A 13,293-nucleotide genomic window follows, 5' to 3' on the forward strand; every position below is an offset into this window, starting at 1 on the left:
TTTTGCCGCGATCAGTTGTTGATCGCGATGATGCCCCAATGGGTCTGCGAGCAACTGTCATCGTCGCAGATATTAGAGACCCACACTTTTCCATCGCCGAAGCCGACGCCTTCGCTGGTGACGATCAGGTCGGCAACGTCCTGGGTGCGAATGGCCTCCTGCGCCTCGGCGGAGACCAGCGTGTCGAAATTGTCGATCATGTCCTGCTCGGCCAGCACGTCATAGACTTCGCCATTCGCCTTGATGGTGATGGGATAGGCGACATTGGCGGCGATGGTCGTCGGATCGCCGAACATCATGGCGTCCTGCATGAGACCGAACAGCTCGAAAAAGCCCTCGGAATCGCCCTGTATCGACTCGATGCTGGCGCTAACCTCCTCTTCGGACTGGGCGAAGGCGGCGGGCGTGGCGGCCAGAACGGCAAACAGGGCAAGCGTCAGTGAGGCAAGGCGCAACATCGTCGTCTCCAAGGTTGGATACGCGAAGCTGCCGCACTGGCCGCCGATAAGCAAATGAAATTGCAGGCGTTGTCTGGGGATGGGCGCTGAGTGGTCGACGATATTCGACCGCAGTGTCGGATCGATCAGCGGCTCAGCGTCATTATGGAGTGTCCCGCAAGGAGATTTGCGATGAGCAAAGTCGTTATCGATATGACCATGTCGCTGGATGGCTACGTTGCCGGGCCGAACGACGGCAAGGCCTACCCGCTGGGCCAGCATGGCGGCATGGCGATTTTTGACTGGTACACAAGCGGCACCGAACAGGTGCAGACGCCGCTGTTCAGGCCGGCGCCGGGCGCCAATCGCGATGAGGTGGACGCAATGTTCGCGGACTCCGGCGCCTTCATCTTCGGGCGCCGGACTTATGACATCACCGATGGCTGGGGCGGGCGGCATCCGGTCAATGGGGTGCCGGTGTTCGTGCTGACCCATAACCCGCCGCGGGATTTCCCCAGGGGGCCCTCGAACCTGACCTTTGTGACGGATGGCATTGCCAGCGCCATCGAGCAGGCGCGCGGCGTGGCCAATGGCAAGCAAATCAAGCTGGGCGGGGCCTCGCCCGGAAAGCAGGCACTGGCGGGCGGGCTATGCGACGAAATCAACGTGCATATCGCGCCCTATCTGCTGGGTGGGGGCGTGCGGCTGTTCGATGAACTGCCGGATGGCATCAGGTTGGAAAAGCTGCACATCAGCAACGGGCCGCTGGCGACCCATATTCGCTACAAGGTGTTGAGGGCCTGAGAGAAATGAGGGGAGAGCCGTTTGGGAATGCAGGCCGGCGAACCGGCTTGCAACGTCTCTCCCCTGTCAGAACAGCCTGGTGGACGCAGGACGTTCCGAATCCGGAGCGCAATGCCTATTTGGCGAAGACGACGGCGTGTGTCGTGTCGTTGGCAGCGTTCTGCGCGGTGCGCCCGAAGGCGTCGCGGAAATCTTCGATATAGACGATGTCTGGCCGGGCGAGCTGGGTGCGGGCCAGCGTGCCGATAATGTAGGCGAGGTGAGCGCTGTTGCGAGCCCCGACCTTAGTCATGATATGGGCGCGGTGGGTTTCGACCGTCTTGTAGCTGATCGACAGCTTTTGACCGGCCTCGCGGCTGGTCAGCCCCTGGCCGATGAGGCTGGCGACTTCGAGTTCGCGTGGCGATAGCTTGTATGGATTGCACGCCTGGATGCGCGCGAGTTCAGGGCCGAGCGCAATATCGAACATCGTCATTCCGTGCCGCATTCCCGGTGAACGACGGGCCTGCCCCAATGCTGCCTCCGCTCACAATAGAAACAATACAACATATTGAGCCGCTTGAAAATTGTGAGGAATGACGCTGGTAAAACTGTCATGGTGAAAAAGGTCATCGTAAAAATTACCATCGAGAAATTTTACGATGGGGTTTTTCACGAGGAACGATGACAAAGCCGGATAACCTGCTAGGTTTTGGCATCGCAGTATCCTCGGTGCGGTCTGCGACGAGGGGGAAACAGTGCTAGCCTTGGTGGAGCGAGTTCTCGATAGCATTCGCAAGTCCCGAACGGATACCGACATCATCGGTGTGCTGGCCGAGATCAGCGCGTCCCTGGGGTTTCGCAGCGGCTTCCTGATCGAGTACGCCGCCGACCTCAAATCGGCGCTGCATATCCTGGACAGCAATCCGCAGCGCGAAGGCTGGCTGCAGGACTATGTAGCCACCGGCCTGAGTACCGATCAGAGCGAGTTGGCCGCACTGCTGGCGGAAGGCGGCGTGCAGACCTTCGACGGCAGCCGTTTCGGTGCGGAAAGCCGCCTGCTGTCCTTCGCGCGCCGGGTCGATATCGTGGAACTGGTGCTTGTGCCGGTCAGCTTCGATGGCGCCGTCATCGGGCTGGGGGGCTTTTCGGGCAATCCGCCGCTGACCGCTGGCCAGAAGACCGCGTTGCAACTGGTGGTCTATAGCCTGTTCGCACAGACCCGCTCGTTCCGGGCCAGTGGCAGCCGCACCGCGACGGAGCCGCTGACGCCGCGCGAAAAGGAGGTCATCCGGCTCTCGGCCGATGGGCTGACGTCGCAGGAGATCGCGTTGCAACTGGGCATGTCGCCGCGCACCGTCAACCAGCATGTGGACAATGTCGCCGACAAGCTCGGCACCCGCAACCGCGCCCATACGGTGGCCGAGGCGATCCGGCACGGGCTGCTCAACTAGCGCCAGATCCTGCGAGCTATTCTTCCGGCTCGCTGGTGAACAGCAAAGGATAGCCTTTGTCGCGGGCGATTTCGGTGGCGCGGTTGGATTTCTCTTCGGCAATTTCCTTGGTGAACACGGCGACCACGCAGGAGCCCTTGGTGTGGGCGGTCAGCATGATGCCGAGGGCCTGAGCCTCGGGCACGCGGAATTCGGCCTTGAGAATGCGGACGACGAAGTCGCGCGGGGTGAAATCGTCGTTGACCAGGATGACCTTGTAGAGCGGGGGCTTCGCCGTCTTGAGGACAGTCTGGGTGCGGTTCTTGGTATCGGTATCAGCCATTGGGAGGCGCTCCTGCCAATGCGCGGGCAATCATTTTATCAAAGTCCGGCGGCCGTTTACAGATGGCACTGTGCCCCGGATGGTTCAATGGCGGAAATAACGAAAACCCGGGGCAGCGGGTTCCCCAAGGTTTGACCGGCCAGTAGCCGCGGGCGTAGGCTAGGCCATCCCCCTATCGCTGGAGACTCACCATGGACTATCGCCGCCTTGGAACGACCGGGTTGGAAGTGTCGCGCATTTGCCTGGGCTGCATGAGTTATGGCGACGCCACGCGCGGCAACCATGAGTGGACATTGGACGAGGCCGCGAGCCGGCCCTTCATCAAGCAGGCGCTGGAGGCGGGGATCAATTTCTTCGATACGGCCAATGTGTATTCGGAGGGCACCAGCGAGGAAATCGTCGGGCGGGCGCTCAAGGATTTCGCCAAGCGGGACGAGGTGGTGATCGCCACCAAGGTGCATGGGCGGATGCGGCCCGGTCCGAATGGTGCAGGGCTGTCGCGGCGGGCGATCATGGCAGAGATCGACAACAGCCTGCGCCGGCTGGGGACTGATTATGTGGACCTCTACCAGATTCACCGCTGGGACCCGGCGGTGCCGATCGAGGAAACGCTGGAGGCGCTGCATGACGTGGTCAAGGCCGGCAAGGCCCGCTATATCGGCGCGTCTTCGATGTTCGCCTGGCAATTCGCCAAAGCGCTGTATGTGCAAAAGGCCAATGGCTGGGCGCGGTTCGTCACCATGCAGGACCATTTGAACCTGATGTATCGCGAGGAAGAGCGCGAAATGCTGCCGCTGTGCCGGGCCGAGGGGGTGGGCGTTATCCCGTGGAGCCCGCTGGCGCGCGGCAAGCTGACGCGCGATTGGGACGAGACCAGCAAACGCGGTGGCACCGATAATCTGATCGCGCGGATGTATACCGAGACCGAGGCGGCCGACCGCAAGGTGGTGGAGGCGGTGGCGCAGGTGGCGCAAAAGCTGGGCGTGCCGCGGGCGCAGGTGGCGTTGGCGTGGTTGTTGCAAAAGGATGGGGTGACGGCGCCCATCGTGGGCGCGACCAAGCCGCAGCATTTGACGGATGCGGTGGCGGCGGTTGAGGTGACGCTCAGCGACGAGGATGTGGCGGCGCTTGAGGCGCCGTATGTGCCGCATGAGATTGCGGGGCATAGCTGAGGCTTTCTCACCTCTCCCTAAGGGGGAGAGGTCGGTGCGTAGCGCCGGGTGAGGGGGCCTTTACTGGGTGAGGTGCGCGGCGAAGGCCCCCTCACCCGACCCAAGAGGGTCGACCTCTCCCCCAAAGGGAGAGGTGAAAGACTAAAGCTTCAACTTGAAGCCTTCGTGCGACTGCTCGAAGCCCAGCTTGCGGTAGAAGCGGTGGGCGTCCATGCGGATTTTGTTGGAGGTAAGCTGCACCACGCCGCAACCGGCTTCGCGGCAGCGGTCGATGGCCCATTGCACCATGACTGTGCCGAGGCCGGAGCCGCGCTGGTCTGAGCGGATATGGACGTTTTCCAGCACGCCGCGCCTCATGCCGAAAGCGGGCAGGCCGGGCAGGAAACTGATCTGCAATGTGCCGACGACCTCGCCATTGCGTTCGGCGACGATCAGGCGGTGGGCCGGATCGGCCTCGATAGCGGCGAAGGCGGCCAGCGTCCGCGGATCGGTAGCCATTGCGGGGTCGAGCGGTGGCGTGTCGGGGCCACGCGCATCGCCGGCATGACTCAGTGTCAGCATGGTCAGGATGTCGGCAGCGGTGGCGTCGCGGAAGGTCAGTTCGGGCATGGCAGGCTCCAGTCGGCACGCGCAACCTAGCGTGCGGCGGCCGCCGATCAACCCGAAATTCGGGCGTCCATCAGGATAATTCAGCCGAGGCCCGCGTGGAGACCACGGGGTCGCCGATGGCGATCTGCTCACCCATGTCCGGCAGGGGCAGGTAGCGGGTTGTCGCGATGATCGAGTCGAGAAAGCCGGGGAAGCGGCTATCCAGATCGGCGCGGCGCAGCGTGACCATGCGCTTGGTGCCGTCGGGACGGACATTGACCACGCCGGCTTCGCGCAATTTGGAGATGTGATAGCTCAGCGCGGTCTTGGAGCCGAGGTCGGAGAACTGCCCGCAGGTGAGGGCGTGGGCCTCGTCGCGCGCCAGGCAGCCAATGATCGCCAGCCGGGTCTCATCGCCAAGCGCGGTAAGGACATTGGGCAGGCTGATCTGATCGGCATCCGGGTGATAAATCGTGCTCATGACCATCACATAGCGCATCGCTGTCCTGCTTTCAATGTTCAAAGACTTTTGAACTTCGCCTTGACAGTTTGGCGTACGAGGTCCAATTGTTCAATGAATTTTGAACAAAGAGGTTTCCTCATGGACATCCGTCTGATCTGGCTGGCGGTGGGCACCTTCGCCATCGGCGTCGAGAGCTTCGCTATTTCGAGCCTGTTGCCGCAAATCGCAGATTCCACCGGGGTGACACTGACGCAGGCGGGCTATCTGGTGATCGCCTTCGCGCTTGCCAATGCCTTTGGGGCGCCGGTGCTGGCGGCCTTGACGGGGACGGCCGACCGGCGGCGGACGCTGACGCTGGCGGCGCTGGTGTTTTCGGTTGGCGCGCTGTGGGCGAGTTTCTCGCAGGGCTATTTCGACCTGATGGCGGCGCGCGTGCTGATGGCGTTTTCGGCGGGGCTCTATACTGCGACGGCGCAGGCGACGGGCGTCGCGATTTCGTCGGTTGACCATCGGGCGCGGGCGATATCGGTGATTGTGGGTGGGACCACGATGGCGGTGGCATTCGGCGCGCCGCTGGGGGCGTTGATCGGTGGTCTGGTAGGATGGCGCGGCGCTTATCTGATGGTGGCGGCGTTCGGGGTGATCGCGGCTGGTTCGATCTGGATGCTGTTGCCAGCCGGGTTGCGCGGCGCGCATCTGCCCCTGCGGCAGCGCATTGCCGCAATCGGCATTCCGGGCGTTCCGGTGGCGCTGCTGACGACGTGGCTCTATATGACGGGTGGCTTTACGGTGATCATCTACATCGCGGCGCTGACCACCAAGTCGATTGGGTTGCCGGCGGCTCTGGTGCCGGCTGTGCTGCTCTCGTTCGGCATCGGCGCGGCGATTGGCAATGTGGTCGGCGGGCAGTTGTCGGACCGGCTCGGGTCGCGCCAGACCATTATCGGGGCGATCGTGTTGTCGGCGGCTCTGATGTTCGGAATTTCCGGAGTGGTGCATCTGCCGGTGGCGGTGGTTGGGCCGGTGTTCTTCGGGCTGATCTTCGTGTGGGGCTTTGTGGCCTGGGCGTTCTTGCCGCCGCAGTCGAGCCATTTGCTGGGCCTGTCGCCCACCAATGCGCCGCTGGTGCTGTCGCTCAATGCTTCGGCACTGTATCTCGGTATTGCCGCCGGCTCGTTCGTCGGGGGGCTGGTGTTGCAGAATGCCAGTGTCAATGATCTGGGCTGGATCGGGGCCCTGTTCCCGGTGGCGGCGCTAGTGCTGACCGTAGTGGCGGCGCCGGGCCGCGAGCGCCTCACAGGCGAAATGCGGCTGGGCTAACGGCGGCGCGGTGCTAACAGCCGCGCCAGCCCGACCACGCCGAGCGCCATGATGGCGCAGCCGACCGCGAGCCATGAGCCTGCCGCCCAGATGGCGCCGGTGCCGGCCCACAGGATCGAGGCGAAAGCTTCGGTCAGGGTGGCGGCGCGGGAGGCGACCTGGCGGCGGCGGAACATCGAGCGTTTCGCCGGCACGCGGAACCAGAGCTGGATCGCGGTGGCGGAGCTGGCGGAGATTACGGCGCAGGCCGCCGTCACCAGCGCCATCTGCGGCGAGGACAGCGCCAGCATGAGCAGCAGCGGCGCCAGCACCAGCGCGATGATGACCAGCACGGCCTCGATCTTGGCGGTGAGCACGGCGCGAGGCGCGACAGGGGCCGTGGTCACCAGATCGTGGGCGTCCTCGCCCGAAATGGCGAGCCAGGCCAGCCCGCCCGCCAATTGTCCCGCGGCCATGACCAGCACCGGCACGACCACCACATAGGCGCCGGCGCGGTCGCCGTAATTGATCCAGAGCATGAGGGCGGGGGGCAGCAGATAGAGCATCTGCATCAGCGTCTGTGACAGCAGCCATGGGTCGCGCTGCAATAGGCGCCACTCCTTGGCGCGCAGCACGGCACGTTGCGAGCGGGCGCGGAAGGGCTGGGCGGCCGGCTTGCGGCGGTTGCGGATGTGGGACAGGCCGGTGGCAGAGATGGCGTGGCGGCCGTAGCTGGAGGCGGTGGCGGCGATGGTCAAGGCGAGTGCCCCGAAACCCAGCAGCGCGACAACGGCGAGGGCCACGGGATCACCCATGCCGGCGCGGGCGGGGAGCCAAAGGGGATTATCGACGCCGGGCGCGGCGGAGATGACCGCCTCTGACTCGAACAGTGAGAAGCGCGAAAAGCTGCCGTAGTAGAGAATGGCGGCGGCTTGGATGCCGATGACGAAGCCGGCGCCCACCAAGGCGGCGACGATTTGGGCGATCAGTCGCGTGCGCTTGGGGCCGACGGTGCGGAACAGGGTGATGGTGATGGCCACCGCGATGGCGGCGGAGAGAGCGCCCAAGGCGGCCAGCGTGCCGTAGGCGGCCAGCCATTTGGGGCCATCGAGCACGATCAGCGTGTTGATCATCGGGCTGGCGAGCAGGCAGGATAGCACGACCGTTGACAATGCAACCGCCGCCGTGCGCACGGCGAAGAGGCGGCGCGAGGAGGCGGGGGAGGACAGGATCAAGTCGAGATCGGAGCGGGCGTAGTAGACCCGCGTCACCGATTCCAGGGCCTGGCTGAGCATGACCGACCAGAACAGCAACCCGCCGCCGGTGAGCAGCACGAGGGTCGGCTTATCGGGCATGATGCCCCGGGCGACCCAGGGGGCCAGGACCGTATAGGCCATCAGGTGCAGCAGCACATAGACCACGCCGAGCACCAGGGCCAGTACGAGGCCGCGGCTGCGGCGGCCGCCGGTCATCATGGCGACGCCCTCGCGCCAGGCGAGATTGATTTCGTGGCGGGCGAACCAGCCCAGCGAGGCGGGCGCGGCGTTCATGCGGCGGCGGGCTCGGCGTCGTCCTGCGCCACCAGATCGAGGAAGATTTCCTCGAGGCTGGTCTGGCCGCGGCCGATGCGGGAGCGCAATTCGGTCAGCGTGCCTTCGGCAATCAGGCGGCCGTGGGTGATGACGCCGATGCGCTCGGCCATGCGTTCGGCGACTTCCAGAATATGGGTGGTCATGATGACGGTGACGCCATCGCGCACCTTGCCGAGCAGCACGTCCTTGACCTGACGGGCGGAGCCGGCATCGAGGCCGGTCAATGGTTCGTCGAGGATGATGAGTTTGGGATCGTGGACGAGGGCGCCGGCCAGCGCGACCTTCTGCAACATGCCCTTGGAAAAGCTACCGCAGAGTTCATTGGCGTGCGGGCCCAGGCCCAGCCAGTCGATCAGCTCATGGGCCTTGGCCTGTGCGGTGCGAGCGTCGATCTGCCAGAGGCCGGCGACGAATTCGAGATATTCCAGCGGCGTCAGCCGGTCATAGACCATGGGTTCGTCCGACACCCAGGCGGTGACGCGCTTGGCGGCGAGAGGATCGTGGCGGGCGTCTATGCCGAAGATGGAGATGGCGCCCTCGTCGGGCTGGAGCAGGCCGGCGACCATGCGCAGGATGGTGGTTTTGCCGGCGCCATTGGGGCCGAGCAGGGCGTAGAATTCGCCCGCGCGGATGGTGAGATCGAGATTATCGACCACGGGCCGATCGAAGCTTTTGCGCAGGCCGGTAATGGCAAGGGCAGGCGTGGAACTGGACATGGTGGCTCCGGCTGGGCTGCCGGAACTCTAGGCGTGCCGCCTTGCGGCGAGGTGAACGCGATGGGTTAAGATTTGGTCCATCCCGATCTATTGCAGGCCGGCGGGGTCGACCGTGCCGATATTGCAGCCGCCATCGGTGGGGCGTGCAGCGGCAGTCAGTTCGGCGAGGTCAGCATCTGGGGTGATGGGGCCAACGAGGCTGATGGTGAGTTCGCTGATCACGAAGCGATCGCCGTCACGCTCGCAGTCCATGCTGACGCGTTGGCCGGTACCGGAGCCGAATGCTGCGTCGAAGGCGGAGCGCACCTGCCGCTGGCTGAGCTGTCGTCCGATATTGGCGGCGAACAGATTGGCCACTCTTGAGCTGTTGAGAGCACTCATCAGGGCGACAGCATCGGTAAAATACTGCTCCTGCGACGCGCCATAGCAGGTGCCGTGCTTGGTCCATTCGTGGCGTTCCAGCTGCGATCGCGTGCCGGGCATGACCTGATCGAGGGCGGACCGCAGACGGGCGCTGAGCGCGACCGGGGGCAGATACTCCCAATACCCATCCTCGCTGTCGCGCACCTGATCGGCCGGAACGTCGCAAAAGACGTTCTCGAAGGGTTCAGGCCACAGACCGTGCAGGCTGAAATGGGTGGCATCGAAGCGGCCCGGTGTCTGGCTGCGGCATTCGGGCGTGCGGGTGTGGGCCTCGCAAAAGGCGGGCTGCCAGCTGACCGCCATGGTGTAGCGCGGCTTGGGACCCGATGCCGGTGGTTGGCGGGGTGGAGCCGGCATGCTGGCCGTGCCGCCATCGAGGCTGCCACACTCGACGGCGACCCAGCGACGGTCGGGCTGCGCGCCGTGAACCACGATCCAGTAATGCGTGGCCTGCGCCTTATTGGCCGCGATCACGCGATAGGTGGCGCCCGGCGAAACAGTGATATCGCCGGGATTGGTCTGCCGATTGATCGATTGCAGAGCCGGGCAGGTGCGTTGCGCCGTGAACGTGCCGTCAAGCGGTACCTCGGCCCGGACGCTGGCGCCCATGACGGCCAGCAGCAACAGGCTCAGGATCGTGCGTACCATCAAGCTCTCCAACATGGCGATAGTCTGGCCGCTGATCGTGAGCTCCGCGAGGATTTGCCGCCAGACCAAATCGCAGCCGTTAAGGGCGATGAATCCAAAGCAACAAACGTCGGCTCATGGGCAAATAGTTGAGACGCGTTAACGAATTTTAGGGGCGATTCGGAGCAATGTCTTTGCGCAAGGTTAAGGACCGTTCCGAATGGCCACGAAAATCACGGCGACGCAGCAGGCTCGGCAGTCGAGCACTTTTGCTGGGTTGAAGATGCTCAATGACGCGGTGGCCAAAGCCAAATTTGCGCAGCAAGCCCGTAGCGGCGGCGTGAGCTACGTGGACAACGTCGTCAAGGTGCCGAAGTACAAGACGCTGATCACCTATAACACCGAAGCGATCATGACCGAGGTGCCCATTTATGAGGGACGCCAGGCCCCCAAGAGCGTCGCGGACGGCACCAAGTCGCTGACGAGCTTTCGGGAGGCTGGTCAAGCCGGGATCGAGATAGGCGCCACCTTCCAGGTTCAGGTCGGCAGCGGTGCTTCGACGTCGATTTCGTTTGGCACCGGCCGGACCATTAACGTCACCTCGGGGTCTTCGACTACCAAATATACCTATGGCGGCGCAGAGGGCGAGTTTGCGAGCACCCTGACCAAGATTCTGGATGGCGTCCCTGGGCTACAGGCCAAGATGGATGGCGGCCAGTTGAAACTGGAAACCGAGAAGTCGGAGTCCCTGACGCTGACCGACTCGCTTTTCAGCCCCCTGGGGTCGCTCGGCCTGACGGCTGGGAACTTCGACCTCAACGGCACCGGTATCGAGCAGGTTCAGATCGGCACCAGAATGGCGCAGACCGGCACCAAGCAGGTGGAGGTCGGGCGCGAATATAGGCGTGATGGCGACCGCGAGATCGTCACCGGCACGCACGCGGTCCAGGAAGCCGTCGATGAGAGTGAAGCGACCCTGACTGCGGCCAGCCGCAAGGCGATCCTTACGGCCGCCCTGGCCCTGGACAACGCCATTGGGCCCGCCGAGATTTCCAAGGGTGTGGCCAATCCGTACGACCAGATCCGCGGCCAGATAGGCCTGACACAGCTCAAGACCGCGAGGACCAGAGGCGATCTCGGCTACAGCCCGGCACAGGTGGCGGTGATGATCCAGTCATATACCAAGCAAATGGCGGCGGCGTCCGGTACCAACAAGCTCGGCTGAGGTGCTGGAGCATTTCCTGCTTTGATTGCATCAAATCAGGAGCTCTAGTCTTTGTGTTGTGGCGTTTCCGATCCCCGGATCAAGTCGGGGAAACCGCTTCGCACTTTTCCTCGAAACGCTCCTAGCGCTGCGTCACATATCCCTCGGGTACGCCCTTGGGCGAGAGGACGAACTGCCAGACCTGTAGCGCCCGCGAGCGGAAGCCGCCGGCACAGCAGAGCAGGTAATACTGCCACATGCGATAGAAGCGCTCGCCCTGGGCGTCGCGGTCCTTGGGCCATTTGGCGGCAAAATTCTGTGACCAGGCCATCAGGGTGTTATCGTAGTGGGGGCCGATATTGTGCACATCCACGGTGGCGAAGAGGCCATCGATGGCGGTGCCGATCTGGGCAATGGAGGGGATGACGCCGCCGGGGAAAATGTACTTTTCCAGCCACGGGTCGATGGTGCTGGTGGTGTGGGCCGAGCCCACGGTGTGCATCATGAACAGCCCGTCGTCGGAAATGGCGCGGCGGGCAGCCTCGAAATAGGCGCGGTAATTCTTGTAGCCGACATGTTCGAACATGCCCATCGAGACCACGTGGTCCACCTTGCCGGTGAATTCGCGGTAGTCTTTGATCTGGAATTCGACCTTCATGTCCTTGTAGCGCTCGCGGCCATAGGCGGCCTGGTCGGGCGAGACAGTGACGCCGACGCAATCGGCGCCATATTTTTCGGCCGCAAAGCCCATGAAGGCGCCCCAGCCGCAACCGATGTCCCAGACCTTCTGGCCCGGCTTGACGCCAATCTTGCGGCAGACCATGTCGAGCTTGGCTTCCTGGGCCTGGTTGACGTTGACGACGCCTTCCGGCCAATAGCCGCAGGAGCCGGTCATGCGGTCATCGAGCGAGGCGCGATAGGCGTCGGTCTCGTTGTAATGCATGGCGGCGACGCGGCGCGAGCGGGTGATGGTCTGCATGTTGAACAGGCGCGCCTGCACCGTCTGCCAGATCAGGTTCATCGATGGCTTGAAATTCCGATCCACCGTCTTGCTGATGACCCTGTTGAAGAATTCGGCCACGTCGGCGCAATCCCACCAGCCGTCCATATAGGCCTCGCCCAGGCCCAGCGTTCCCTCGGCGAGGAAGCGGTTCCACAATCGCTCGTCATGGACCTGCATGTCCCACGGATCGGAGCCGTTGACGACCACCCCCGCGTCGGCGAGCAGGGCGACGATAGTAGATTTCTGGGTCATGGGGAGCGCAATCCTGAAGCTGGTCGCGAGTCGAACTGTGGCGACAGGAGGGCACCAGAGCAATTTTGCGACGGTATTTCAAGCGTTCAGGAATGACGAAGTGCCGTGCCAAGAAGGCGCCGCCGAAGGGTGGGACAAGAGCGAAACGGCGCGAGAAATTCCTTTGCAGGCCGCTGTAACCTTTCTCAAGGGCGTTGCGTATAGGATGGCATAAGCAGTGGGGACTTGGCTCATGGCCATCAGCAGCGACTATCCGCGTCCGATTACCGTCAACGGCTTCCTGTGCCGCAATTGCGACGACGTATCGGAGGCCAAGAAGTTCATCGATCCGGCGAAGCCAACCGGTAGCATGGGGACGGTCGAGGCCAGCGACAACGATCCGCAACGGGCGGTGAATTTTGGGGGAACGCTGTCGTTCCTCAATACCGTATCCCCCGCAAATCCGTCGCCGAGCCCGGCCGCCGATATTGGCCAGCGCTACGACAAGGTCGCCTGAGCCTGGACCAGATATGGAAAAGCCCGGCTACCGATGTGGTAGCCGGGCTTTTCCTGTCGCGGCAGGATCAAGCGGATCGCCGATCACAGCGCTCCGCCCAGGGGGAGGGGTTTAGATCCTGCCGATCGACCGGAAGGCTTCGGGGTCGATACCGAGGGTCCTGAGATGCCGGGAGTGGGGCACCCGACCCGACTGGACGGCCGATGCGGCGGCAACAGCGCTGCCAAAAACATCGACGACAGAACCAAGACGGGCAAACAACGATGTGTTGTGGTGGGTGTTCATTTTCCAAGCTCTCCAAGGATCCGGCCAGAGCGCCGTCGCCTTCATGTTCCAATAGATGGGGCAGGGCGGCGCGGTTTGTAGGGCTGTGACGGCAAGCCAGCCATGCCGCTGCTGCACACGCCGTGGTGCATGGTCGGCAGAACGAATTGCTCTTGTGCAGTGAGTTGCTAGAATTTA

The 13,293-nt window shown here is 63.5% G+C and carries 16 protein-coding genes; 6 read left to right on the top strand and 10 right to left on the bottom strand.

From position 1 onward, the window contains the following. Positions 1 to 11: 11 nt before the first annotated feature. Entirely contained in the window at positions 12 to 458 is a 447-nt protein-coding gene (locus ABIB57_RS11465; RefSeq protein ID WP_354040895.1) for a hypothetical protein, read from the bottom strand. A gap of 171 nt (positions 459 to 629) precedes the next feature. Here ABIB57_RS11465 and ABIB57_RS11470 point away from each other — a divergent pair, with 171 nt between their 5' ends. Beyond that, positions 630 to 1,241, top strand: coding sequence for a dihydrofolate reductase family protein (locus ABIB57_RS11470; RefSeq protein ID WP_354040897.1), 612 nt, complete (start codon positions 630 to 632; stop codon positions 1,239 to 1,241). Positions 1,242 to 1,356: 115 nt separating this feature from the next. Here ABIB57_RS11470 and ABIB57_RS11475 read toward each other — a convergent pair whose 3' ends face one another. Then, a complete protein-coding gene (locus ABIB57_RS11475) occupies positions 1,357 to 1,716 on the bottom strand; it encodes a helix-turn-helix domain-containing protein (RefSeq protein ID WP_354040898.1) in 360 nt (119 codons plus the stop codon). A gap of 274 nt (positions 1,717 to 1,990) precedes the next feature. Here ABIB57_RS11475 and ABIB57_RS11480 point away from each other — a divergent pair, with 274 nt between their 5' ends. Continuing rightward, the gene (locus tag ABIB57_RS11480) at positions 1,991 to 2,674 is read left to right on the top strand and encodes a helix-turn-helix transcriptional regulator (RefSeq protein ID WP_354041357.1); all 684 of its coding nucleotides are present in this window, start codon (positions 1,991 to 1,993) and stop codon (positions 2,672 to 2,674) included. Between the two features lie 16 nt (positions 2,675 to 2,690). Here ABIB57_RS11480 and clpS read toward each other — a convergent pair whose 3' ends face one another. Beyond that, complete coding sequence (gene clpS / locus ABIB57_RS11485) at positions 2,691 to 2,996, bottom strand: ATP-dependent Clp protease adapter ClpS (RefSeq protein WP_354040899.1); 306 nt, start codon at positions 2,994 to 2,996, stop codon at positions 2,691 to 2,693. A gap of 191 nt (positions 2,997 to 3,187) precedes the next feature. Here clpS and ABIB57_RS11490 point away from each other — a divergent pair, with 191 nt between their 5' ends. Then, on the top strand, positions 3,188 to 4,168 hold the full coding sequence (locus tag ABIB57_RS11490) for an aldo/keto reductase (RefSeq protein WP_354040901.1): 981 nt from the start codon (positions 3,188 to 3,190) through the stop codon (positions 4,166 to 4,168). A 141-nt stretch (positions 4,169 to 4,309) separates the two neighbouring features. Here the strand turns inward: ABIB57_RS11490 and ABIB57_RS11495 are convergent, their stop codons facing one another. Next, positions 4,310 to 4,777, bottom strand: coding sequence for a GNAT family N-acetyltransferase (locus ABIB57_RS11495; protein WP_354040903.1), 468 nt, complete (start codon positions 4,775 to 4,777; stop codon positions 4,310 to 4,312). A gap of 70 nt (positions 4,778 to 4,847) precedes the next feature. Then, the gene (locus ABIB57_RS11500) at positions 4,848 to 5,237 is read right to left on the bottom strand and encodes an ArsR/SmtB family transcription factor (protein ID WP_354040905.1); all 390 of its coding nucleotides are present in this window, start codon (positions 5,235 to 5,237) and stop codon (positions 4,848 to 4,850) included. A 120-nt stretch (positions 5,238 to 5,357) separates the two neighbouring features. Between ABIB57_RS11500 and ABIB57_RS11505 the strand changes: the two genes are divergently transcribed. Next, on the top strand, positions 5,358 to 6,539 hold the full coding sequence (locus ABIB57_RS11505; RefSeq protein WP_354040906.1) for an MFS transporter: 1,182 nt from the start codon (positions 5,358 to 5,360) through the stop codon (positions 6,537 to 6,539). Here the strand turns inward: ABIB57_RS11505 and ABIB57_RS11510 are convergent. The 3 genes from ABIB57_RS11510 to ABIB57_RS11520 form a co-directional block, all read right to left on the bottom strand. Beyond that, the gene (locus ABIB57_RS11510; protein ID WP_354040908.1) at positions 6,536 to 8,068 is read right to left on the bottom strand and encodes a permease; all 1,533 of its coding nucleotides are present in this window, start codon (positions 8,066 to 8,068) and stop codon (positions 6,536 to 6,538) included. The genes ABIB57_RS11505 and ABIB57_RS11510 overlap by 4 nt on opposite strands. Next, positions 8,065 to 8,826: an ABC transporter ATP-binding protein gene (locus tag ABIB57_RS11515; protein WP_354040910.1), complete on the bottom strand. Its 762-nt coding sequence runs from the start codon at positions 8,824 to 8,826 to the stop codon at positions 8,065 to 8,067. Before ABIB57_RS11515 ends, ABIB57_RS11510 begins: the two co-directional genes overlap by 4 nt. Positions 8,827 to 8,913: 87 nt before the next feature. Beyond that, a complete protein-coding gene (locus ABIB57_RS11520) occupies positions 8,914 to 9,897 on the bottom strand; it encodes a ribonuclease T2 family protein (protein ID WP_354040911.1) in 984 nt (327 codons plus the stop codon). Positions 9,898 to 10,096: 199 nt separating this feature from the next. Between ABIB57_RS11520 and ABIB57_RS11525 the strand changes: the two genes are divergently transcribed. Then, a complete protein-coding gene (locus ABIB57_RS11525; protein ID WP_354040913.1) occupies positions 10,097 to 11,101 on the top strand; it encodes a hypothetical protein in 1,005 nt (334 codons plus the stop codon). A gap of 121 nt (positions 11,102 to 11,222) precedes the next feature. On the opposite strand, the gene cfa is transcribed toward ABIB57_RS11525, so the two are convergent. Beyond that, positions 11,223 to 12,335, bottom strand: a complete 1,113-nt coding sequence (cfa, locus tag ABIB57_RS11530; protein ID WP_354040915.1) for a cyclopropane fatty acyl phospholipid synthase — start codon at positions 12,333 to 12,335, stop codon at positions 11,223 to 11,225. A gap of 232 nt (positions 12,336 to 12,567) precedes the next feature. On the opposite strand from cfa, the gene ABIB57_RS11535 reads away from it, so the two are divergent. After that, positions 12,568 to 12,831: a hypothetical protein gene (locus tag ABIB57_RS11535; protein WP_354040917.1), complete on the top strand. Its 264-nt coding sequence runs from the start codon at positions 12,568 to 12,570 to the stop codon at positions 12,829 to 12,831. 111 nt (positions 12,832 to 12,942) lie between these two features. Here ABIB57_RS11535 and ABIB57_RS11540 read toward each other — a convergent pair whose 3' ends face one another. After that, positions 12,943 to 13,116, bottom strand: coding sequence for a hypothetical protein (locus ABIB57_RS11540; protein WP_354040918.1), 174 nt, complete (start codon positions 13,114 to 13,116; stop codon positions 12,943 to 12,945). Positions 13,117 to 13,293 lie beyond the last annotated feature (177 nt).

Source organism: Devosia sp. UYZn731 (assembly GCF_040546795.1).
Lineage (GTDB): Bacteria > Pseudomonadota > Alphaproteobacteria > Rhizobiales > Devosiaceae > Devosia.

Coding starts and splice junctions, on each gene's coding strand:
- ABIB57_RS11525 (WP_354040913.1), top strand. CDS start 10,097: ATGGCCACGAAAATCACGGCGACGCAGCAGGCTCGGCAGTCGAGCACT.
- clpS (WP_354040899.1), bottom strand. CDS start 2,996: ATGGCTGATACCGATACCAAGAACCGCACCCAGACTGTCCTCAAGACG.
- ABIB57_RS11515 (WP_354040910.1), bottom strand. CDS start 8,826: ATGTCCAGTTCCACGCCTGCCCTTGCCATTACCGGCCTGCGCAAAAGC.
- ABIB57_RS11495 (WP_354040903.1), bottom strand. CDS start 4,777: ATGCCCGAACTGACCTTCCGCGACGCCACCGCTGCCGACATCCTGACC.
- ABIB57_RS11510 (WP_354040908.1), bottom strand. CDS start 8,068: ATGAACGCCGCGCCCGCCTCGCTGGGCTGGTTCGCCCGCCACGAAATC.
- ABIB57_RS11535 (WP_354040917.1), top strand. CDS start 12,568: ATGGCCATCAGCAGCGACTATCCGCGTCCGATTACCGTCAACGGCTTC.
- ABIB57_RS11505 (WP_354040906.1), top strand. CDS start 5,358: ATGGACATCCGTCTGATCTGGCTGGCGGTGGGCACCTTCGCCATCGGC.
- ABIB57_RS11540 (WP_354040918.1), bottom strand. CDS start 13,116: ATGAACACCCACCACAACACATCGTTGTTTGCCCGTCTTGGTTCTGTC.
- cfa (WP_354040915.1), bottom strand. CDS start 12,335: ATGACCCAGAAATCTACTATCGTCGCCCTGCTCGCCGACGCGGGGGTG.
- ABIB57_RS11475 (WP_354040898.1), bottom strand. CDS start 1,716: ATGACGATGTTCGATATTGCGCTCGGCCCTGAACTCGCGCGCATCCAG.
- ABIB57_RS11500 (WP_354040905.1), bottom strand. CDS start 5,237: ATGAGCACGATTTATCACCCGGATGCCGATCAGATCAGCCTGCCCAAT.
- ABIB57_RS11465 (WP_354040895.1), bottom strand. CDS start 458: ATGTTGCGCCTTGCCTCACTGACGCTTGCCCTGTTTGCCGTTCTGGCC.
- ABIB57_RS11490 (WP_354040901.1), top strand. CDS start 3,188: ATGGACTATCGCCGCCTTGGAACGACCGGGTTGGAAGTGTCGCGCATT.
- ABIB57_RS11470 (WP_354040897.1), top strand. CDS start 630: ATGAGCAAAGTCGTTATCGATATGACCATGTCGCTGGATGGCTACGTT.
- ABIB57_RS11520 (WP_354040911.1), bottom strand. CDS start 9,897: ATGGTACGCACGATCCTGAGCCTGTTGCTGCTGGCCGTCATGGGCGCC.